This window comes from Saccharopolyspora soli (genome assembly GCF_022678645.1).
Taxonomy (GTDB): domain Bacteria; phylum Actinomycetota; class Actinomycetes; order Mycobacteriales; family Pseudonocardiaceae; genus Saccharopolyspora; species Saccharopolyspora soli.
Genome location: NZ_JALBWV010000002.1, coordinates 18,870 through 42,174 on the forward strand (window position 1 = coordinate 18,870; position 23,305 = coordinate 42,174).

Here is a 23,305-nt window from a genome sequence, read left to right on the forward strand (position 1 = left end):
GGTCGGTTGGTTGATCCGCCGGTTTTGTGACGAGGTGGGTTGCGGTCTGGTTGTCGAACGCCTTGACAGGTTGATCGGCGCAGGGTTGCATAACCTCGTTACGATGGCATGGTCGTTGACGGTCCATGTCGGCCGCCGAGCCTGTTGCTGGGGATCGCAGGGTGAGCGTGTTGGGTTCGAACCACGACGGCCGGGGGGTGCTGGCCCGCCTGAGCTCCGCCGTGGTGCGACGTCGGGGCGTCGTCGTGGTGGTCTGGGTCGGGATCGCCGTGGCGCTCAACGTGTTCGTCCCGCAGTTGGAGCGCGTGATCGCGCAGAGCCATGTCTCGTTCGTCCCCGACTCGGCGCCTTCCGTGCGGACACTGCCCACAATGGATGAACGTTTCGGTGGAACCGGCGCGAACACCATGGTTTTTGTTGTTCTCGCGGACGAACGCGGGCTTTCCGCCGACGATCGGCAGTACTACCGCGAGCTGGTCGGCCAGCTGCGGGCCGACCACGGGCGGATCGCCTCGGTGCAGGACACCGTCGCGCGACCGGAATTGGCCGAGGCGCTGGAAAGCCGCGACGGCAAAGCGATTTACATCCCGGTCGGACTGCGCGGCGCGAACGGCTCCCCGGAGACGACGGCGCAGATCGAGTTCATCCGCGAGATCAGCCAGCACGGGCGGCCGGGGGAGCTGGCCGTGCACGTCACCGGGCCGATCGCCACCGTCGCGGACATGCAGACCGAGATCGAGCGGAGCATGGTCGTGATCACCGCCGTCACGGTGGTGCTGATCCTGATCATCCTGCTGGCCATCTACCGGTCGCTGATCACTTCGCTGATCGCGCTCAGCGCCATCGGTCTGTCGTTGGCCACCGCACGGGCGGTCACGGCGTTGAGCGGACTCGTGGTCTTCGACATCTCCACGTTCACCGCATCTCTGCTCACGGGCGTCGTGCTCGGTGCGGGCACGGACTACGGCGTGTTCCTGATCAGCCGGTTCCACGAGGCGGTGCGGGCCGGTGCCGACCCGGTGGAAGCCGTCGCGTCGGCGACACGTCGAGTGGCTGGCGTGATCACGGCATCGGCGGCCACAGTGATGGCCGCGTGCGCTGGCATGGCCTTCGCCCACGTCAGCATCTTCAACACCACCGGTCCAGCCATCGCGGTGAGCTTGGCGGTGACATTGCTGGCTGGGTTGACACTGATCCCGGCGATGTTGGCGATCGCGGCCAACCGCGGGTACGCGATGCCGCGCCCGGCCAGCGGGAACCGTTGGTGGCGTGCGACGAGCATCCGAACCGTGCGCCGACCTGGTCGGGTTCTGCTGGTCGGCTTGGCCGTGCTCGGCCTGCTCGCCGCGTTCTACCCCGGCATGCAGCTGAGCTACGACGAGCGGCGGGTGCAACCGGCGAGCACGGACAGCAACCTCGGCTACGAAGCGCTGGGCAGGCACTTCCCGGCCACCGAAGTGCTGCCGGAGTACCTGCTGATCAACGCCGATCACGACATGCGCAACCCGCGGGACCTGGCCGTGCTGGAGATGGCCGCGGCCAACGTGGCCAAACTGGACGGGGTCCAGATGGTGCGCGGCGTGACCCGGCCGACCGGTGCGCCGATCACCGAGGCGTCGCTGGGGCAGCAGGCCGGTCAGGTCGGTGACCGGCTCGGCGAAGCCGCCGATCAGCTCGCCGCGGGCAACGCGCAGACCGGACGGCTGGCGGAGGGCAGCGAGCAGATCGCCATCGGAACCGGGCGGTTGGCCGACGGGGCCGGTCAACTCGCGATGGGCAGCGAACAACTCGCCAACGGCGCCCGCAGCGCGGCCGACGGAGCGCAGCAGTTGCTGGACGGGTTGAACGCGACCGGCGGCGGGCTCGGGTCGGTCTCCGACGGCGCGGACCGCGCGCACGACGGCTCCAGCCAGCTCGCCGAGGGCGCGAAGCAACTGGCCGTCGGACTGGATTTGGCAAGCCAGCAAACAGAAGTGGCCGTCAACGGACTGGGGCTGGCCTACCACGCGTTGCAGGCCGATCCGCTGTGCAGCGTCGACCCGGTGTGCGCGCAAGCCCGCAGCGGCATCGGGGAGATCTACGTCGCCGAGCGGGACCAACTGCTCCCCGGGTTGCGGCAGGCGGCCGAGGCGGCGCGACAACTGGCCGCGGGCGGCGGGGATCTGTCAGCCGGGATCGCCGGGCTGCAGACCGGGATCAATGCGGTGCGCGACGGGATCGGGCAGCTCGCCGAGGGCGAGCGGACGTTGCGGGACCGGCTCGGCGAGCTGTCCAGTGGCGCGGACCAGGTCGAAGGCGGCGCTGGCCAGCTCTCCGGAAACGCGAACGCCGCCGCCGACGGTGCTGACCAGTTGCGCGACGGGACCTCGACGATGACGCAGTCCGTCCAAGAACTGGAACGCGGACTGGGCCAGGCCGCGGAATTCCTGCGGACCGCCGGGCAGCAGGCCGCCGATCCGGGCGTCGGCGGGTTCTACCTGCCACCGAACGCCTGGCACGAACCGCGGATGGCGCTGGCCAGCGGGATGTTCCTGTCCGCGGACGGGCGAACGGCCCGGTTGGTGGTGCTGCACGATTCCGACCCGCTGGGCCAGGCTGCAATGGATCGCACCGGCGAAATGGTCCGCACCGCGCAGCAGGCGTTGCACGGCACAACGCTGGAGCGCAGCAGTGTCGAGAACACTGGTGCGGCTTCGGTGAACCAGGACCTCGCGGAGTTGTCCAATGCGGACTTCGCGTTGTTCGCGCTGATCGCTCTGCTCGCCGTGCTCGTGATCCTGGTGCTGTTGCTGCGCAGCGCGGTGGCCCCGCTGTACCTGCTGGCGTCGGTGATCTTGTCCTTCTCCGCGGCGATGGGGATGTCGGTGCTGTTCTGGCAGCACCTGCTCGGCATCGACCTGGACTGGACCGTGCAGCCGATCACCTTCGTGCTCCTGGTCGCGGTGGGCGCCGACTACAACATGCTGCTGATGTCGCGGATTCGGGAGGAGGCCAGCGACGGCGGCCGCTTCGGGATCGCCCGAGCCATGACCGCCACCGGCAGCGTGATCACCACCGCCGGGATCATCTTCGCCGTCAGCATGTTCGCGCTGATCTCCGGCAGCGTGATCACCCTCGCCCAGATCGGGTTCACCATCGGAGTCGGACTGCTGCTGGACACCTTCGTGGTGCGGACGCTCGTGGTGCCAGCCGTCGCCACCATGCTCGGCCGCTGGAACTGGTGGCCCGCCCGGTCGTTCAGCGGCTCCAACCGATGACGACGCTGCGCAGCGCATCTTCGTAGCTGGCGGCGATGTCGAGGCCGGGCGGAATGCTCCCGGACAGTTCCAGCGACACCAGGCCGTGCGCCATCGCCCAGCAGGACAGCGCGATGTGTTCGGCGGACGCGGATTTGAACTGGCCGCTGGCCTGCGCCCGGCGGATCGCCCCGACCAGCGGTTCGAAGGTCTCCGCCGCCTCGTCCTTCTGCGCGGCCGAGAGGTCGAAGTCGACGACCCGGTCGCTGAACATGACCGCGTACAGGTGCGGGCTGGTGAGGGCGTGTTCGCGGTAGGCCAGTCCGAGCCGGACCACGTCTTCGGCCGGATCGTCGGTGGTGCCGACCAGGGCCAGCCGGGCGGCGAACTGCTTGGCGGCGTCCCGGTACACGCTGTCGAGCAGGCCCGCCTTGTTGCCGAACAGCGAATATATGGCCGTGGTGGAGGTTCCCGCCTCCCGCGCCAGCCGTCGCAGGCTCAGCTCCTTCACGCCGCCTTCGAACACCACGGTCGCGGCCAGTTCGATGAGCGTGCGGCGCAGGGCTTCGTCGTGCGTTCTGGGGCGGACCACTTCGCGAGTGTATCGCAGCCGGTTGCCGTGGCAGGTCGGATTCCACTTTGGACGGGTTCGGCCGCGGAATCGCGGCGAGTGCTTGACAGCGCTCCGGTAACGGTGTTTTATAACAACGTTCCGGCGATGCCGGGGCAACCCCGGAACCCCGTGAATCGGGAGGAGAGCCTATCGAGAAGTCCTTGTGGGCCAACCTCTTCTTCGAGACCGCAGGGCCCGCTTGCGGTGTTGGGCCCGCGTCACTCGCCGGTGCTGGCGATCTCGTGCGTGTGGATCAGGTTGTCCGTCAGCGCTTTGCGGATCGCCTCCGTGCGGGAGCGGACTTGCAGCTTGGCGTAGATGTTGGCCAGGTGCCGTTTGACGGTTCCCTCGGTGAGGCCGAGCCGGGAGCTGATCTGCCGGTTGCTGAGCCCTTTCGCCACCTGAAGCAGCACTTCCTGCTGGCGCGGTGAGAGAACCGAGTCGTGGTCGGCGATGCCGAGCTGGTTGATCATTGTCTGCGGCATGAAGGTCACCATGCTGTCGCCCATCGTGGTGACCGAGCAGATCGACGAGATCAGGTCCGTGCCGGTCGCGCTGGTGTCCAGCAGCGCGTACACCCCGCTGACGAGCAGGGCGTGCTGGCCTCGGAGGTCATCGGCCGAGGAAACCAGCATGACGACACGAACCCGGTTGGTGTCGGCGGTCATGTTCGTCAGGTGCTGGATGTCGCCGGGATCGACGACGCCGTAGCAGGAGACGACGACGTCGGGGCGGAGTTGCTTGGTCAGCTCGATGGCCGACTCCCCGCACTCCGCGCGACCCACCACGGTGATGTCCCGGTGGCTGCCGAGCATCAGGGTCAGCGCGTCGCGGATTATGCCCAGGCTGCTCACCACGACAACGCGAATGGGAGAAGCTGGGGCCGAAGGCAGCGGCGGCCCGATAACGTTCGGATTGCGATCCAACGGATAAACCGGTGCGAGAGCTGACTTTCGAGACGCGCCGACCGCGTCTCGGCGTAAGCATGCGCCATCTTCATCCGAGCACTCGGCGTTCTTGTTCAACAAAATCAAACTCCCTGCAGTGTCCCCGGTGTCCCCGCAGTGCGCTCTGATCGAGTACCACCATAGTCCCTTCCGGCGGTGGTAGGTGGTCAATTCTGGAGCTCGCGCGCGGTTTCGCGTGCATTTGTCGCGGCGGCGGCCGAGATTCGCATCGCGTTATCCACCACTTCCGCAATAAGTCTGATCGTGGCAGCGCCCGCGATGCGCGCATTGGCAGATCGCCGTTGGGCCGAACGGCCCCAGGTGCCGCGCGGGATAGGGTGGACGGCGGACGCGCGCCGGTGGTTGCGGTCGCCGGAGGTGCGAAAACGACCGGCATGTACCGGATTGCCGGAATTCGGCGCGGCGCTACACCTTTCGATGTGTGCCACCGTGCATCGATCGTGAAATTGTTGCCCGCAGGCAGCTGGATAGACTGGCGAACCGGGGGATGCTCGCAGGTGATCGCCGACGATTCGGAGCGTGATGTGAAGCATCGAGTTGCTGTTGTGGGAGCTGGTGCCGCTGGTCTGTCGGCTGCCTACAACGTTCGCGGTAATGCGCACGTAACACTATTCGAGTCCGACGCCGAAGCGGGCGGGCACGCGTTAACGGTCACCGTTGACGACAACGGTGTGGAACGCGGCCTGGATATGGCGTTCATTGTTTTCAGCGAATTCGCATACCCCCGTTTCGCCAAGTTTCTCGCGGAGTTGGGCATCCCGACGACGAGCCATCCGGGGCGATTCAGCTTCACTGATCACGACAACGGTTTCGTCTACGTTTCGGATGATCTGGGATTGTCCGAGGAAGAGGTCCGCGCCCGCTACCCGGACGATTTCGTCCTGCTCTGGCAGGAGGCGGAGCGGTTCCGGCACACCGCGCCGCGGGAGTTCATGCGGCTGCGCAAGGACATCTCACTGGGCGACTACCTGGAGACGAGCGGGTACTCCGAGGCGTTCCGCTACGGGTTCGTCGTGCTGCTGTCCTCAATGGTCTGGTCGGTCTCGCCCGACGACATCTGGGGAATGCCCGCGAACACCGTGCTCACCTTCTTCTTCGGCCACGGGTTCGAATGGCCGGGCCGCAGCGTGGAGGGCGGCAGCGCCAACTACGTCCGCCGGGCGTTGGACGTGATGACCTCGGACGGTGTGGACTACCGGCCGAGCACACCGGTTCTCGGCGTCGAGCAGCGGGACGACGACGTGGTCCTGCGCACCGCCGCCGGAGGCGAGGAGTTCGACTACGTCGTGCTCGCCACCCACGCCGACGATTCCCTCGCGCTGCTGCGGAATCCCACGCAGGAGCAGCAGCGCGCGCTCGGGTCGATCAGCTATTCGCCGACGCATGCCGTGCTGCACACCGATCCGGTGGTCATGCCCGACGATCGCGACAAGTGGCGCAGTTGGAACTGCGCTCGGCGAGCGCGCGACGTGAGCAGTGGCGCGCTGGACACCTGGTCCACCTACTACCTGAACCTGGTGCAGAACTTCAGCAGCGACAACGATTACTTCGTCAGCGTCGACTGCCCGCTGGAGCTGGCGCGCGACTCGGTGATCACCGAGGTCGATTTCCAGCATCCGATCTTCACCATGGAAGCGAAGCGGAGCCTGGCCGAAATCCCGAAGCTCCAGGAGAACTCGCGGATCAAGTTCGCTGGCTCCTATCTCCCCGCCCGCAGCGTCGGACCGGACGCGGTCGGCGGCCACGAATCGGCGTTCGATTCCGGTTTCGAGGCAGCGATGTCGATTCACCGCAACATTTCCGCCGAAATCACGCAGCCGCGGTAACCGCGTCCTGACGGAGGAGTTGAAGTTGTCCGAGACGAGGAACGGGTCCGGCACGGCCGACTTGACCGTGGAGTCGGTGCAGGAGTGGATCGTCGCCCAGGTCGCGGCGCGCTTGGAGACCACCCCGGAACAGGTCGACGTGCACAAGTACTTCGACGAGTTCGGATTGGACTCGGCGGATGCCCTGGTGCTCGCCGGGGAACTGGAGAAGTGGCTGGGCTTCGAGCTGGAGACGACCGCGATGTGGTACCACCCCACGATCGCCGAACTGGCCGCGCACATCGTCGAAAGAGGTTCGCTCGATGGCGCACCGTAATGCGGGCATCGAGCTGATCAGCACGCCGACGGGTGCCCGCGCCGACGCGGGGTCGCGGATCGTGGTGGTGTACCCGGGCCTCGCCCCGGCCGCCGCGCACGAAGAACTCATCGCGGCCATGCCTTCGACGGTTTCGACGTACGTGGTCGACCTGGACGCGGTCGAGGAGTACGCCAGACCGGCGTTCACCGGAGAACCGCCGAAGGTGGGCGCTGCGGACGTCGCGGCGCACGTCGCCACCGAGCTCCGCCAGCGTGGACTGGTCGGCGGCGACTGGTTGCTGGTCGGCTGGTCGTTGGGCGGGATCATCGCCTACGCGCTGACATCCGAGCTGGCCGGCGACGAACTGCCCGCGCACCTGGTCGTCCTGGACACCCCGGCCCCGGTGGGGCGGAACTCGTGGTCGGACGACGGGGTTCCGCTGGATCTGGAACTGCTGTGGTTCGTGACCTACCTGGCGGCGCGGCACGAGACCACCGCGTCGACAGCGCGGGAAACCTTCACCGGACTCGACGCAGACGCGGGTCTGAAGCTGGTCCTGGACATCGAGACGGATCGCGGGCCGCTACTGCCCGGCGCGTCGCTGGCCGGTGCCCGGAAGCTGTTCGAGGGCTACCTGAACGTCGTCCGCCGCAACAACCGCATCGTGTCCGCCTACCAGGCGGCGCCACCGAGGGTGCCGTTCACGCTGATCCGGCCGGAGCACAGCCTGTTCGGCGCGGAGCCGGCGATGGGGTGGGACGAGATCGATCCCGCGGTCGAGGTGCGCACCTGCCGGGGCGACCACTACTCGATGCTGCGTGATCCGTTCGCATTGGCGCAGGTGGACGCCATCGCCCGGGATTGCTTGCGGCTGACCGAATCCGAGGTCTGAGCCACCGGGCTTGCCAGACCAGGTGGGCGCCGGGCAGGCATGCCCACACAGAACCCAGATTCCGACTGGGAGGCCGAGAATGACAACGATCGACCGAGCAGCAGTGAACTCCCGGCCGACCGATATCGCGATCGTCGGACTCGGTTCGCTGTTCCCGGAAGCGGCGGACCTCCGTCGGTTCTGGGCCAACGTCGTGGCGGCCAGGGACTGCATCCGCGAGGTGCCGGAGAGCCACTGGCGGATCGAGGACCACTACGACCCGGATCCCGCCGCGTCGGACAAGACCTACTGCCGCCGCGGCGGCTTCGTGCCCACTGTGGACTTCGACCCGTTCGAGTTCGGGTTGCCGCCGAACATCCTGGAGGTCACCGACATCCTGCAACTGCTGAGCCTCGTGGTGGCGAAGCAGACGTTGCAGGACGCCCAGGTGCACGGGTCGACCTGGTACGACCCGTCGCGCACCGGGGTGATCCTCGGGATCACCGGCGCGAACTCGCTCACTCAGCCGCTCGCCCTGCGGTTGCAGACTCCGCGGCTGAAGGAAGTCGTGCGGTCCTGCGGGCTCAGCGAGCGGGATGCGGACGAGATCGCGAAGAAGTTCGTGATGGCACTCGCGCCCTGGCAGGAGAACTCGTTCCCGGGCATGCTCGGCAACGTCGTGGCCGGGCGCATCGCCAACCGGTTCGACTTCGGCGGCACCAACTGCACGGTGGACGCCGCCTGCGCCAGTTCGCTGGCAGCGCTGCACATGGCGATCGGTGAACTCGCCACCGGGCGCGCGGACCTGATGATCACGGGTGGCTGCGACGCCGAGAACACCATCCTGATGTACATGTGCTTCTCGAAAACCCCGGCGTTCTCCCGAGAAGGCGTGGTCCGCCCGTTCGACGAGACCGCGGACGGCACGCTCATCGGCGAGGGCATCGGACTGCTGGCGCTCAAGCGGTTGGCGGACGCCGAACGCGACGGCGATCGGATCTACGCGGTGTTGCGCGGTGTCGGCAGTTCCAGCGACGGACGTTTCAAGAGCATCTACGCGCCGCGCGGCGAAGGCCAGGCCAGGGCGTTGCGGCGGGCCTACCAGGACGCCGGTTTCGGACCGGAGCAGATCGGGCTGCTCGAATGCCACGCCACCGGCACCTCGGTCGGCGACCTCACCGAGCTCAAGGCGCTCTCGGAGGTGTTCGGCGAAGCCACCGACGAACGGCAGTTCGCGGCGGTCGGATCGGTGAAGTCCCAGATCGGCCACACCAAGGGCGCCGCGGGCGCGGCGAGCCTGATCAAGGTGGCGTTGGCGCTGCACCAAAAGGTGCTGCCGCCGACGATCAACGTGGACACACCGCGCGCCGCCGCTGAGTTCGAATCGTCGCCGTTCTACATCAACACGCAAACCCGGCCCTGGGTGGTGGATCCGGCTCGGCCGATCCGGCGCGCGGCCGTCTCGGCGTTCGGCTTCGGTGGCACCAACTTCCACTGCGTGCTGGAGGAACACACCGGCGACGAGCACCGGATGCTGCATCCGGTGGCGCAGGTGCACGTCTGGCACGCCGAGAACCCAGCGGAGTTGCTTGCGCTGCTCGACAGCGGTGCCGAGGCCAATCCGCTGCGCGAGTCGATACCTGCCGAGCACTGCCGACTGGCGGTCGTCGCCGCGACTCCCGAGGAGAGCTCGGAACTGCGCGACGCTGCGGCTGAGCGGTTGCGCGCGGATGCGGAAGCCGAGAGTTTCGAACTCCCCGGTGGGGCGTACTACCGGCGGTTCGCGCGGCTGCGGGACGGTGCGGGCAGCAAGGTCGCCGCGATGTTCGCTGGTCAGGGCAGCCAGTACGTCGGCATGGGAGCTGCCGCCGCCGTGTCGACGCCGCCGGTGCGGGCCGCATTCGACAGCGCCGCCGAGGCTTACACCGGCTCGATTCCCCTTGGCAGGGTGGTCTTTCCGCCGCCGCCCTTCGACGGCGCGGACCGCTCCGCGCACGAGGAGGCGCTGCGTCGCACGGAAAGCGCCCAACTCGCCATCGGTGCGCTCGCGGCGGGCCAGTACCGGTACCTCGCGGAGTCCGGCTTCGCGCCGGACGGCGCGATCGGCCACAGCTTCGGCGAGCTCACCGCGCTCTGGGCCGCCGGAAGCCTCTCCGACTTCGACTTCTACTCGTTGGCGGGTGCGCGGGGCCGGGCGATGGCCGCCCAGCCGGAGCAGGACGCCGACCCCGGCACCATGGCGGCCATCAGCGCGACGCTGGCCGAGGTCGAGCAGCTCCTGGGGGCGCGCGAGGACGTGGTGGTGTGCAACAACAACGCGCCGGACCAGGTAGTCGTCGGTGGTGCGACCGAATCGGTGCGGGAATTCGCCGCGGAGTGCCGATCCGCGGGCGTTTCGGCGTCGCTGCTTCCCGTCGCGGCCGCGTTCCACACGAAACACGTGGCGCACGCCCTGGACGCGTTCGGTGACGCTGCGGCGCACGTGAACGTTCGAGCTCCGAAGATCCCGGTGTACGCGAACACCGCTGGCGCGGGTTACCACGACGACAGCACGGAGAACCGGGCCGTGCTGGTGAACCAACTCGCCGAACCCGTTCAGTTCGGACCGTCGGTCGAGCAGATGTACGCCGACGGGTTCCGGGTCTTCGTCGAATTCGGCCCGAAGTCCGCGCTGTCCGGGCTTCTCCGGCGGACGTTGGCGGACCGGCCGGACGTGATCGTGCTCGCGGCGGACCCCGGGCCAGGCCGGGACGGGGACCACGCGCTGAAGCAACTGGCCGCCAGGCTGACCGTGCTGGGAGCGCCGCTGACCGGATTGAACCGCTTCGCTGCGGAACCCGCGCCGGAGGAGTCGGAGAAGAAGATGAGCATCCCGTTGAACGGAGTCAACTACGTGCCGGAAGAGCGCCGTCGCAACTACCAGGAGGCGCTGGAGAACGGCTACCGCGTCGAGCCCGCGGTGCAGCCGAGCCCGCCGTCGAGCCCGCAGCCGCTGACCACCGGCAACGGCGATCAGGGGCACGCGCAGCAGGCCGTGCGGTCGGCGGACAACGGTGCGACGGCGAGGTTTGCCGCTGGCCCGATGGCCGCCAACCACCTCGACAGCCACCGCGTCTACCTGGACAGCCAGCTGGCCATCGCGCACCAGCTCAGCGGCCTGCTGGCCCGTGAGGCGGAGGGCTCGGTGCGGGACGAGGTGCTCGAAGCGATCAGGGCCGTCACCCAGCACGGCGTGTCCATCGGGCAGAGCCACCAGCGGGCCAGCGAGGTGCTGGGTGAGCTGGCGCGCTTGGAGGCCGGTCTGCCGTCCGCAGCGCCCACCTCGTGGATTCCCGCCGAGCCCGCGCATTACGTGCCACCAACACCACCCGCGCCGCAGTGGAACGGGCACCTCGCCGGACCGGCGACACCGAGCACGGCCGACGGGGACGGGGCGATGGCACCGCTCGGCGGATCGCCAGAACCCGTCGCCGCACCGCCCGCCCCCGCCGCAGCGGACCCGGTCGCGCCGGACCGGGAGGAGGTGCGCGAGGCCGTGCTCGCGGTGGTCGCGGAGAAGACCGGTTACCCCGGCGACATGCTCGACCTGGCCATGGACGTGGAGTCCGACCTGGGCATCGACTCGATCAAGCGGGTCGAGATCATGGGCGTGCTGGGGGAGAAGTTCCCGAACGTGCGGGAGCCCAGCCCGGAGATGCTGGGAGAGCTGCGGACCCTAGAAGACATCGTCGGCTTCCTCGCCGGGGAGGTGGCGGCGGCCCCAAAAGCCTGATCCGGCCGCTGCCAGCGAGGCTGTCCCGGCTGTCCGCGCCCGAGCCCGCCGAGTCGCCGTACCGGCCCAACCCGACGGCCGTGATCGCCGGAAGCAGCAGTGCTTTCGCGGACGCGCTCGCCGCCCGACTGCGCGATGCCGGGTGGGTCGTGCTGGACGAATCCGCGCCGCGTGATGCCGAAAGCCTCGACCTCGTCCTGTGGCTTGCCGACGATGCCCCGGCGGACTGGGACTCGGCGGCGGGCTCGCTGCGTGATGCGTTGTTGCTGGCCGGTGGCGTGCAGCGGGGCCTCGAGCGCACGGCCGCGAGCACGCGGGCGGCTTTCGTCGCGGTGACCCGCATGGACGGGCTCCTCGGGTTCTCCGGTGTGGCGCTGGAAACCGCGGTGACGGGCGGACTGCCGGGTTTGGTCAAGACGTTGGCAGCCGAGGCACCGGCTGTTTTCTGCCGCGCGGTCGACCTGCACCCGGACCTCACCGTGCAGCAGTGCGCCGAGGCGTTGTTGGCCGAAGTGCACGACTCGGCGGGCGGGTCGCAGCAGGTCGGCTACGACGCCGAGGGCATCCGCCGGACCGTGGTACCGGGCTCGGAACCGGGTGTCGATCCCGAATTGCCCGCGTGCGCACCGAATGCGGTGCCAGGGCCGGACGACCTCCTGGTTGTTTCGGGTGGTGGACGCGGTGTGACAGCGGAATGCGCGGTCGGTTTGGCGCGTCGGTTCCGCACCGGTCTGCTGCTGCTCGGCCGCACTCCGCTGGAAGACGAGCCGACGTGGGCCAACGACGTCGTGGAGCCGCAGCTGAAGGCGGCGATCGCGGCGCAGCTGAAGGAGAACGGCGGCAAGCCGACCCCGCGCGATGTCGAGCCGGTGTACCGGAACCTCGTGGCGCAACGGGAGATCCGACGCACGTTGGGCGCGATCCGCGAAGCTGGTGCGTTCGTCGAATACCTCGCGGTGGACGTTGCCGACCGCGACGCGGTCCGCACCGCGCTCGGCGAATACCGCGACCGGATCACCGGCGTTGTGCATGGTGCGGGCGCGCTTTCCGACCGGTTGCTCGTGGACAAGACCGCTGCGGACGTCGACGCGGTCTTCGCGCCGAAGCTGTTCGGCCTCCGGTCGCTGCTCGAAGCGGTGGACCACGACCGGATCCGCTACGTGCTGCTGTACTCCTCGGTCGCCGGTTTCTTCGGCAACCGCGGGCAGGCCGACTACGCGATGGCGAACGAGTCGCTGAACCGGCTGGCCTGCACGTTGTCGCGGCACCTGCCGGGAGCCAAGGTGGCCTCGTTGAACTGGGGTCCGTGGGCGGGCGGCATGGTGACCCCGGAACTGGCGCGGATGTTCCGGGAACGGGGCGTGGAACCGATTCCCGTCGATGCCGGTGTCCAGTTCGTCGTCGAGCACTTCGCGTCCGACCAGCCAACGGCCGTGGTCTCGGTCGTCGCCACCTGACTCGCCACCCGTCCCCGAACGCGGAGATATGCCCATGACCAACACTCCGATCGCGATCGTCGGCATGTCCTGCCTCGTACCCGGCGCGGGCAGCCCCGACGAGCTGTGGACGTGCGTCCGGGACGAGGCGGATCACCGTGTCGACGGCGGGGGAGAGCACTTCGGCGACGGTGCGGCGGTTCCTGGTGGCTGGGGCGACCCGCAGCACCACATATCGTCCACAGTGGGCGGATTCGTCCGCGAGCCGGACATCGACCTGAGCGGGCTGCGCATCCCGGCCGACGAGCTCGCCGGGATGGATCGCGTGGTGCGCTGGCCGCTGCACACCGCCCGGCTGGCGCTGGCCGATGCCGGACTGGACGATGCGGCGCTGCCCGCTCGCACCGGGTTCGTGCTCGGCAACTATTCCTTCCCCACCGAGCTGTCCAGCCAGTTCGCCGTGCCGCTGGTGCGGAAGGCGGTGCACGACGGGCTCCGCGCGGCCGGGCTGGACGTCCGGCCCGCGACCGCCGAACCAGCAGTCGCCGCGCGGAACATCTGGCCGTCCGGCCTGCCCACCAACGTGATCGGCGAGGCACTGGGACTCCGGGGCCCGCGGCTGGCGCTGGACGCGGCCTGCGCGTCCGCGCTGTACGGGCTGGCGCTGGCGAGGGACCAGCTCGCTACCGGGAACGCCGATGTGATGCTCGCCGGTGCGGTGTGCGCACCTGACGCGGTGCTGCTCCACCTGGCCTTCTCGGATCTGCGGGCGCTGTCTACCGATGGGGCGGTCAGCCAGCCGTTCGACGAGCGCTCCGCCGGAATCATCGTCGGCCAGGGCGCTGGGATGTTCGTGCTCAAACGGCTTTCCGATGCGCTGCGCGACGGCGACCGGGTGCACGCCGTGATCGACGCCATCGGACTCAGCAACGACGGCGCGGGCAAGCACCTGCTCGTCCCGAACGAGGCAGGCCAGCTGGCGGCGTACCGGCAGGCGTACTCCGACCTCGATCCATCCACTGTGGACTACATCGAGTGCCACGCCACCGGAACTCCGATCGGGGACGCCACGGAGCTCATCGGACTGGCCGAGTTCTTCGCCGAGCACGGTGGCCCGCCGCTGCTCGGTTCGATGAAGGGCAACGTCGGGCACCTGCTGAGCGCGGCCGGGCTGGCGAGCATGGTGAAGGCCATCCTCGCGATGCGGCACGGCATCATCCCGGCAACGCCGGGTGTGGCGCAGCCGTTGGCGCCGGAGGGCGGCGAGGCGGCCGCCGAGCGCGTCGTGCGCGCGGAGTGCCCCTGGCCGAGCAGCGGTCGGCCTCGGCGGGTGGGGGTGTCGAGTTTCGGTTTCGGCGGAGCCAATGCGCACGTGGTGCTTTCCCAGGCCCAAGAAGCAAAACCGACGCCGTCCGAGGTTCGCATTCCGCGAATGGCGGTGACCGGTGTCGGCGTGAAGGTGGGCGACGTGGACGATGTCGCCGCTTTCGAGCGAGTCGTCCGCACCGCCGAACCGATCCTGCGAACGCTGCCGGAAGGGCGCTGGTACAGCGACCTGTGGGACGGCCAGCCCGCCCCGGCCGGTGGCTACCTGGAGCGGATCGAGGTCGATCCGCGCGCCTACCGGCTGCTGCCCGCCGAACTGGCTGGTTCGAATCCGCAGCACCTGGCCCTGTTCCAGGCGATGGAGGCGGCCCTGCTCGACGCTGGCTACCCGGCGGTTCCGCCCGGCCCTCGGACGGCCGAGCCGCCCGCGCGGGTCGCGGTGGTGATCGCGATGGAGATGGAACCGAGGGCGCACCAGCACCGGGCCCGCTTCGACATCGGTGCGCACGTGCGCACCGAATGCGCCCGCGCCGGGGTGCAGCTCGGTATCGACGAACTCGACCAGTTGGTGGCGGCGGTCCGCGACGCCGTGCACGATCCGCTCGGCGCGAACGAGGTGTTGAGCTACATCGGCAACATCATGGCCAGCCGGATCTCGGCGTCCCGGAACTTCAGCGGTCCGTCCTTCACGATCTCCTCCGACAGCACGGCAGGTGCCGCCGCGCTCGAAGTGGCCGGTTTGCTGCTGCTGGACCCCAGCATCGAGACGGTCGTGGTCGGTGGCGTCGACCTGGCCTGCGGGATGGAGAACACGCTGGTGCGGTCGCGGCTGGCGGCCGAACAGGGGGTCGAACTCGCACCGCTGGGCGACGGCGCGGCTGCGGTCGTGCTCACCCGAGCCGACCAGCGCCCGGCAAGCTACGCGACGATCGAATCCGTCGCGCTGCGGCACGGAACCGACGCCGTGGCCGACGCGGCGCGCGTCAGCCTGGCCAGCGCGGGCATCAGCGGGACCGACGTCGACTACCTGGAACTGTCCGGTGGCACCGAAGCGACACGGCGGACCGAGCTGGCGCAACTGGCCACTGCATACCGCGTCGGGGAGGATCCGCATTCCTGCGCGGTGGGCAGTGTGGCGTCGCTGGTGGGCGACACGCAGCGGTGCTCGGCGCTGTTGTCCCTGGTGCAAGTCGCGCTGTGCCAGTACCGCGCTGATCTGCCGCCGACGCCCTTCGACGGCACCGAACTGTCCGAATTGGACGGTTCGCCGTTCTGCTGCCTGGAAGCACCGCAACCCTGGCTGCGACGACACCAGGATCGGCCCAGGTACGCGGCGATCAGCTCCACCGACAGCACGACCGCTGCGCATCTGGTGGTCGCCAGCGCGGACACTGCCGGGGTGCGGCACCAGGTGACGTGGGCCGAAGGCATCGGCGCGGTGCTGCTGCCGTTGACCGCCGATGATGGTCCGGGGCTCGCCGACCAGGCGCGGCGGTGCCTCGACGAACTGGACTCGGGTCGCCAGCTCCGCGATCTGGCGCGTGAGCGCTGGACGAACCAGGAGCCGACGCGGCTAACCGCAGTCCTGGTGGCCATGGACAGCGCGGGCATGCGGGTGGAGCTCGAAGCGGCGCAACGAGGTCTGCCGGAGACGGTCGCCGCGGGAGGCGAGTGGGCGACGCCGTCCGGCAGTTTCTGCACGGCCCGTCCGATCGGTCCGGGCCGGGTCGCGTTCGTCTACCCCGGTGCGTTCACCGCGTATCCCGGCGTGGCGCGGGACCTCTTCCGACTGTTCCCGCAGACGCTGACGCTGTTCGAGCAGAACGCCGAAGAACCAGCTGATCGGTTCCGGCACCGGGCGCTGTACCCCAGGGCGGTCGGTGGCCTGGACCGACGGGCACTGCTGCGGCATGAGGCGGACCTGCTCGACGACACGCCGTCGATGCTCATCACCGGTAGCAACCTGGCTGTGGTGCACACCCAGGTGCTGCGGGACGTGCTCGGCATCGCGCCGGACGGAGCTTTCGGGTACAGCCTGGGCGAGGGCAGCATGCTCGCCTCCACAGGGGTGTGGCAGAACTCCCCGGCCAACGACGCGGCGATCATGAACACCCCGCTGTTCCGGACGGAGTTGTGCGGACCGAAGCGCGTGGTGCGCGAAACCTGGGAAGTGGCCGAGGACGTTCCGGACCAGGCGTTGTGGTCCACGCACGTCCTGCTCACCAGCGCGGATCGCGTGCGGGAGGCGATGCGGGACCTGGAGCGGGTGTTCATCACGCACGTCAACGCGCCGGGCGAAGTGGTCATCGCGGGCGCGCCGGAGGTCTGCCGCGAACTGATCGCGCGGCTCGGTTGCCAGGCTGCCAAGGCACCGGCCAACCACGTGCTGCACTGCTCGTTGGTGGACCCGACCATGCCGGAGCTGACCGCGCTGGCCGACTACCCGTTGGGACCCCCGCCGCCTGATGTCGAACTGCTCACCGCCTACGACTACGGGCAGGTGGACACCGACGACGTTTATGGTCTGGCCGGGCGAGTTTCCGCGACGCTGAGCCGGACGCTCGACTTCGAGCGGCTCACCCGCGTCGCCTACGACCGCGGCTTCCGGTTCTTCGTCGAGGTGGGGCCGAACGCCACCTGCACGCGGTGGATCGGCCAGACCCTCGGCGCGCAGCCGCACCTGGCGGTGTCCATCGACCGCCGGGGCATGTCGACCGGAAATGCACTGCCGATGGCGCTGGCCAGGCTGATCAGCCACGGCATGCGCATCGACGTGACCCGACTGCTCGGTGCGCCGGAGACACCGCAGCGCCGATTGGTGCAAACCGTGAACTGGGCGGATCCAGGCGCCGAGCGGGTGCGCCGGGGTGCCGTCGCCGCGCTGGCGCAGGCGCCGCAGTCGCCTCCGCCGTCGCCGGAGCGGATCGAGTTCGACGGCGACCCGTTCGTACCGTTCGTGCCGCGTCTCGCCGAAAGCTCCGATGCTGGAGTCGTGAGTGGTTCTGGTCGTCATAGCAGCCAAAACCACTCACGACCGGTTGAGCCCGCAGAGCCGCCGCCGAGCAAGGAACTCGCGATACCCGCACCCGCGCCCCGAGCGGCGCTTGACGGGACCCGGCCGCTTGCCGTGCTGTCCAGCACCATCGCGCAGGCCCACCAGGCGGTGCTGCGCACCCAGGCCACCTTGCAGCAGATCGCCTTGGAACGGTTGGAGCCAGCGCTCGTCGAAGACTCGCAGCACGTCCTGTGGACCGACCGAGATCTCGTCGAGTTCGCCGAGGGTGATGTGGCCAAGGTGTTCGGCTCGTGGGCCGCCGAGATCGACGCTCTGCCACGCCGGGTCCGGCTGCCCGCGCCGCCGTTCCTGTTCACCACCCGAGTAGTCGTGTTGGAGGATTCGGGGACGCCGAAGATCAGCACCGAGTACGACGTCCCGGTCGGCGCGTGGTTCACCGTCGACGGCCAGGTGCCCGGTGTGGTGACCGTCGAAGCGGGCCAGTGCGTGCTGCTCCTGGCGTCCTACCTGGGCGTCGACCTGCGGCACGGCGGTGCCCGGAAGTACCGCTTGCTCGACAGCGCGATGGTGTTCCACGGGCCGCTGCCGCGCGAAGGCCAGACGTTGCGCTACGACATCTCCATCGACCGGATGGTTTGGAACGATGAGCGGCTGATCTTCTTCTTCAGCTACCGCTGCTACGCCGACGGCGAACTGATCCTGGAGTTGAGCGACGGCTGCGGCGGTTTCTTCACCGACGACGAACTGGCCAACTCGCCAGGTGTGATGCTGCCCGACCCGACCAGGACGCGTCGCGGCGAACCCGTGAAGCGGCGGTTCAAGCCGCTGGCCCGCACCGACCGAACCGAACTGTCCAAAGAGGACCTGAAGATGCTGGCGGCGGGCGAGCTCGGCGGCGTGTTCGGACCCGAGTGGGATCAGCGGGCCGACTGGTGCAATCCGTCGATCCGGTTGCCCGGCGAGGCGATGAGCATGATCGACGAGGTCGTGCGCATCGACCGGCTCGGTGGGCCGTGCGAGCTCGGCGAGCTCGAAGCAGTGCAGCACATCGACGCCGACGACTGGTTCTTCAGGTGCCACTTCGTCGGTGACCCGGTGCTGCCGGGCTCGCTGATCGGCGAGGGCGGCACCCAACTGCTCCAGGTCTTCGCCATGTACCTGGGCCTGCACCTGGTGTTCCCGGACGCCGAGTTCCAACCCGTCCCCGAACTGCGCACCGAGTTCAAGGTGCGCAGCCAGGTCGTCCCCGGAACACCGAACATCCGCTACCACGCCGAGATCACCGAGATCACCCTGCTGCCGCGCCCCACCGTGATCGCCGACATCACGGTGTACCAGGGCGACAAACCGATCATGGTGATGAACGACTTCGGCATCCAGGTGCGGGAGAAGCCGGGCACCCCGTACCGGCCGGAGCGCGGCGGGATTCCGCCGTTCCTCGGGCGGCGCAACCACAACGGCGAGCCGGTAATCATGAACGAGTTCCACGCCGCGCACGCCGCCAAGGGCGACCTGGCCACCGCGATGGGACCGGAGTTCGAGATCTACCGAGGCCGCCGCGCCCCCTACATCCCCAACGGGGATTTCCTGTTCACGGACCGGATGCTGCGGCTGGAGGGCACCCGAGGCGTGCTGGAACCCGGTGCGAAGCTGGTGACCGAGTACGACGCGGCCGCCGAGGACTGGTACTTCGCCGAGAACTCCAGCCAGCGCATGCCGAACTGCGTGTTCATGGAAACCTCCCTGCAGTCGGCCATCCTGCTGGGCTACTACCTGGGGCCGACGCTGCGCGATCCGGGCACCGACTACGGCATCCGCAACCTCGACGGCAAGGCCACCCTGGTCGCCGACCTCGACCTGCGGGACCGGACGATCCGCCAGGAATCCGTGCTGCTGTCCAGCCACGCCATGCCGGGCGCGATCATCCAGAGCTTCCGCTACACCCTCGAAGCCGACGGCCAGACCTGCTACGTCGGCGAGTCCACCTACGGCTACTTCAGCGAACAGGCACTGGCCAACCAGGTGGGACTGGACGCCGGGAAGCAGGTGCCGACCTGGCTGGCGGCCCACGAGGTCGAGCCGAGCCGGATCCGCAGCCTGTCGGTGCGCTCGGACGACCGGTGGTTCCAACCGCAGCCGGGCACCGGCCTGCGACTGGCCGACGGACACCTGCGGCTGGTGGATTCGGTCGACCTCGTAGCCGACGGCGGCGAGCACGGCCTCGGCTACCTGCACGGACGGCGGCACATCGACCCGGCCGACTGGTACTTCGACTGCCACTTCCACCTGGACCCGGTGATGCCGGGCTCGCTGGGCGTGGAGTCGGTCATCCAGGCGTTGCAGGTGATGGTGATCGACTTGGGGCTGGCCGACGACCTGGGACCGGCGACCTTCGCGATGGCCACCGACGTCGAGCTGACCTGGAAGTACCGCGGGCAGGTCTCGCGAACCGATCCGGAGATGACCTTCGAGGCGCACGTCGCGGAGATCCGGCGCGAGGACGACCGGGTGGTGGTGGTCGCCGATGCCAGTGTCTGGAAGTCCGGGCTGCGGATCTACCAGCTCGGCGGGGTAGCGGTGGAAGTCCGGCGGTCGTCTCCGTCCGATGTGGAGGAAGGCTGATGTCGATCACTGCGAACGGTTCGGCCACTGTGGTGCAGACCGAACCGGACGGCATTCGCAGCGTGCTCAACCGGCTGGAGTCGCCGTGCTACGCGGTGCAGACCGAGCAGGGGATCGGCGTCACCAACGAGCAGCCGCCGCCCGGCGCCCGGCTGCTCTCCGCAGTCGGACCACTGCCGCCGCAGCGGCTGGGATCGGCCCGGTTCCGCGCGCAGCACGGCGTGAGCTTCGCCTACATGAGCGGCGCGATGGCCAACGGTGTCGCCTCCGAGGAAGTCGTCATCGCCATGGCGCGGGCCGGGTTCCTCGGGTCGTTCGGCTCGGCCGGACTGCTGCCCGACCGGATCGACACCGCGCTGCGCCGGTTCGCACGCGAGATCCCCGGAAAGCCCTTCGCCACCAACCTGATCCACAGCCCGAGCGAAGACGCCCTGGAACGCGGCACCGTCGAGCTGTACCTCCAGCACGGGGTCCGCTGCGTGGAGGCGTCGGCGTTCATGGACCTCACCCCGCACATCGTGCGGTACCGGGTGGCCGGGCTGGTCCGGGGTGAGCGCGGCGAACCGGCCGCCAGCAACCGGGTGATCGCGAAGGTCTCCCGGCCGGAAGTCGCCGCCCGGTTCATGCGCCCGGCGCCGGAGAAGCTGGTCGCCGGGTTGCTTCGGGATGGGTTGATCACCGCCGAACAGGCCGAGTGGTCGCGCACCGTGCCGATGGCCGACGACATCACGGTGGAAGCCGACTCCGGCGGCCACACCGACCGGCGACCGCTGGCCGCACTGTCCCCGGTGATCGCCCAGCTGCGCGACGAGGTGTGCCGGGAATACCGCCGACCAGTGGAGATCCGGGTCGGGGCGGCAGGCGGGATCGGCACGCCCGAAGCCGTCGCGGCGGCGCTGTGCCTGGGTGCCGACTACGTGGTGAGCGGTTCGGTCAACCAGTCGTGCGTGGAGTCGGGGGTCTCACCGGCCGCTCGCGACCTGCTGGCCGCCGCGACGATCAGCGACTGCGAGATGGCCCCGGCCGCGGACATGTTCGAGCTCGGCGTGGACGTGCAGACCCTCAAGAAGGGCACCATGTTCCCGATGCGGGCGCGGCGGCTCTACGAGCTGTACCGGACGTTCGGCGGACTCGACGAGATCCCCGAGGAGGAGCGCAACCGGCTGGAGCAGCGGGTGTTCCAGCGCTCCTTCGAGGAGATCTGGTCCGATGTGGTCGGTTTCTTCGACAGCCGCGACCCGGCGCAGGTGCAGCGCGCCGCCGACGACCCGAAGCGGCGGATGGCGCTGGTCTTCCGCTGGTACCTCGGGATGTCGTCGGCCTGGGCGACCAGCGGGCAGCCGGACCGGACCATCGACTACCAGATCTGGTGCGGCCCCGCGATGGGCGCGTTCAACGACTGGGTGCGCGGCAGCTACCTGGAACCCGCGCCGAACCGGCACGTGGCCGACGTCGCGCAGCAGTTGATGCGGGGCGCGGCGTTCACCGATCGGGTGCGCCAACTCCGTGCCTCCGGCATCCGACTGCCGTCGAGCTGCGTCCGCTACCGGCCGCTTCCCGGAGGCGCGCGATGACGGCGCTCGATGAAGCGGCGCAGACGTACCCGGCGGCGGTGGAACTGGAGCGGCTGCTGGGCGACCCGCGCAATCCGACCAACCCGTTCGGGTTCGACTCGGTCGTGGCGCGGGACAGCGAAGCGAAGTTCCCCGAGGCGTTCGCCAGCGAGTTCGCCCAGCACCTCGGCCTGTCTTTCGTCCCTTCAGACGACGGCGGGCAGTTGTCCACAATGGATGAAACGCTGACCCTGGCCCGGCTGGTCTCCCGACGCGACGGCGCTGCGATGCCAGCCACCATGTTCAGCGTCACCGGTGCGGGTTGCGTCTTGCTCGCGGGCAACGCGCAGCAGCGCAAGGAGGTCGTGCGGCTGTTGGCTGCTGGCGGAGTCATCGGATTCGCGATGGCGGAGTCCGCGCACGGCAGCGACCTGCTGGCCAACGAGTGCCGGTTGGATACCGGCGATGCCGGTGGTTTCCGGCTCAACGGCCGGAAATGGCTGGCCGGCATCGGTGACCGGTGCGATGCGCTGGTCGTCGTCGCGCGTACCGGCGAGCGCGGCCCGGCAGCGTTCACCGCAGTGCTGTTGACGGGCGAACAGCTCGCGGCCGTTCGCCGCGATCAACCGAAGCGCACCAGCGGCATGCGCGGCATCGACTCGGTCGGCGTCAGCTTCGACGACGTCGAGGTCCCCGCCGGGTGCGTGATCGGCGGCATCGGTCGCGGGGTGGAAATCGCGTTGAAGGTGATGCAATTCGTGCGGGTGCTGAGCACGGCGGCGAACCTCGGATGCGCTGACACGGGCCTGCGGCTGGCGATGGATTTCGCTGGCGAGCACAGGTTCGGCGGCCGGCTCCTCGCGGAGCACGCTCAGCCGCGACGGGCTCTCGCGACCGCCGCCGCGCTGTTGCTCGCCTGCGATGCCGTCGCCCTGTCGGCGTCGCGAGCAATGCACGTCCTGCCCGCGACGCAGTGCCTTTGGTCGGGGATCGCGAAGCGGGTGGCCACCGACCTGTCGGCCGAGGTCTTCGCGCTCTGCTCGGACGTCCTGGGGGCTAGGAGCCTGCTGCACGACGGTCCGTTCGCAGCCTTCGACATCGCGCGTCGGGACAACGTGGTGGTCCGCCACATCGACACGGCACCGGACGCGAACCTGTGGTCGATCGCGACGCTGGTCGCCCAGTTCCCCGCGTCCGCGCCGGAGGCGGCGATACCGGACGAGGTCGCCGCGACGTTCCGGCTGGGCGATCCGCTTGGGCCGGTGCGGCTCGACAGGCTGGATCTCGCGTTGCGCGGCATGGATCCGGTCACGGCCGGGTTCCCCGGCATGGCCGCTGCCGCCGTCGCGGAACTGGCGGGACACCCTGCTGCCGCGCGGGTAAAGCAGGTCAACGCGCGGTTGAGCAGCGTGATCCGGGCGATGCACCGGGTGCGAGCGCGCGGCGCGCCGGGAGATCCGCAGCGGTTGGACCTGGCCGCCCGGTTCTGCTGGCTGCACGCTGCGGCGAGTTGCGTGTTCTTTTGGTGGTTCAACCGGCAGCGCTGTTTGTATAGTCGGCCCGCGGGTTCGCCTGGCTGGCTGTCAGCAGCGCTTTCCGTCCTGCTGGACCGGGCCAGCGATCGAACTCCGCGGCTCGACGCGCACGACACGACCGAGATGTACGCCCTGGTCGAAAACCTGCACACCGCGAACAAGCTCTTCAGCGCGGTTCCGCTCGTCCTCGGTTGGGAAGTGAGAAGCAACTGTGAACGCTGAATCGCATCCAC

At 69.1% G+C, this 23,305-nt stretch carries 12 protein-coding genes; 9 read left to right on the plus strand and 3 right to left on the minus strand.

Features of this window, described 5'->3' with window-relative positions; genetic code table 11:
* The first annotated feature begins 161 nt into the window (after positions 1-161).
* Positions 162-3,257 carry an MMPL/RND family transporter gene (locus MOQ72_RS44265; protein WP_308197822.1) on the plus strand — a complete coding sequence of 1,032 codons (3,096 nt, stop codon included), beginning with the start codon at positions 162-164 and terminating at the stop codon, positions 3,255-3,257.
* Here MOQ72_RS44265 and MOQ72_RS01680 read toward each other — a convergent pair.
* From MOQ72_RS01680 to MOQ72_RS01690, 3 genes are all read right to left on the minus strand, one after another.
* Positions 3,238-3,828: a TetR/AcrR family transcriptional regulator gene (locus MOQ72_RS01680; protein ID WP_242179983.1), complete on the minus strand. Its 591-nt coding sequence runs from the start codon at positions 3,826-3,828 to the stop codon at positions 3,238-3,240. The genes MOQ72_RS44265 and MOQ72_RS01680 overlap by 20 nt on opposite strands.
* A gap of 239 nt (positions 3,829-4,067) precedes the next feature.
* Entirely contained in the window at positions 4,068-4,703 is a 636-nt protein-coding gene (locus tag MOQ72_RS01685) for a response regulator transcription factor (protein ID WP_242179985.1), read from the minus strand.
* A 260-nt stretch (positions 4,704-4,963) separates the two neighbouring features.
* Positions 4,964-5,245 (minus strand): hypothetical protein, encoded by a 282-nt coding sequence (locus MOQ72_RS01690; RefSeq protein ID WP_242179986.1) that lies wholly within the window; start codon positions 5,243-5,245, stop codon positions 4,964-4,966.
* 96 nt (positions 5,246-5,341) lie between these two features.
* On the opposite strand from MOQ72_RS01690, the gene MOQ72_RS01695 reads away from it, so the two are divergent.
* The 8 genes from MOQ72_RS01695 to MOQ72_RS01730 all read left to right on the plus strand — a co-directional run bounded on the left by MOQ72_RS01695 (position 5,342) and on the right by MOQ72_RS01730 (position 23,294).
* Complete coding sequence (locus MOQ72_RS01695; RefSeq protein ID WP_242179988.1) at positions 5,342-6,643, plus strand: FAD-dependent oxidoreductase; 1,302 nt, start codon at positions 5,342-5,344, stop codon at positions 6,641-6,643.
* A gap of 25 nt (positions 6,644-6,668) precedes the next feature.
* Positions 6,669-6,959, plus strand: a complete 291-nt coding sequence (locus MOQ72_RS01700) for an acyl carrier protein (RefSeq protein WP_242179989.1) — start codon at positions 6,669-6,671, stop codon at positions 6,957-6,959.
* Positions 6,946-7,833 (plus strand): thioesterase domain-containing protein, encoded by an 888-nt coding sequence (locus tag MOQ72_RS01705; protein WP_242179990.1) that lies wholly within the window; start codon positions 6,946-6,948, stop codon positions 7,831-7,833. Before MOQ72_RS01700 ends, MOQ72_RS01705 begins: the two co-directional genes overlap by 14 nt.
* A gap of 79 nt (positions 7,834-7,912) precedes the next feature.
* Positions 7,913-11,584, plus strand: a complete 3,672-nt coding sequence (locus tag MOQ72_RS01710) for a type I polyketide synthase (RefSeq protein WP_242179991.1) — start codon at positions 7,913-7,915, stop codon at positions 11,582-11,584.
* An 80-nt stretch (positions 11,585-11,664) separates the two neighbouring features.
* Entirely contained in the window at positions 11,665-13,041 is a 1,377-nt protein-coding gene (locus MOQ72_RS01715; RefSeq protein ID WP_242179993.1) for a KR domain-containing protein, read from the plus strand.
* A gap of 34 nt (positions 13,042-13,075) precedes the next feature.
* On the plus strand, positions 13,076-19,984 hold the full coding sequence (locus MOQ72_RS01720) for a beta-ketoacyl synthase N-terminal-like domain-containing protein (RefSeq protein WP_242179994.1): 6,909 nt from the start codon (positions 13,076-13,078) through the stop codon (positions 19,982-19,984).
* Complete coding sequence (locus MOQ72_RS01725; RefSeq protein ID WP_242179997.1) at positions 19,984-21,558, plus strand: PfaD family polyunsaturated fatty acid/polyketide biosynthesis protein; 1,575 nt, start codon at positions 19,984-19,986, stop codon at positions 21,556-21,558. The genes MOQ72_RS01720 and MOQ72_RS01725 overlap by 1 nt, the downstream gene beginning before the upstream one ends.
* On the plus strand, positions 21,555-23,294 hold the full coding sequence (locus tag MOQ72_RS01730; protein ID WP_242179998.1) for an acyl-CoA dehydrogenase family protein: 1,740 nt from the start codon (positions 21,555-21,557) through the stop codon (positions 23,292-23,294). The genes MOQ72_RS01725 and MOQ72_RS01730 overlap by 4 nt, the downstream gene beginning before the upstream one ends.
* Positions 23,295-23,305: the final 11 nt, after the last annotated feature.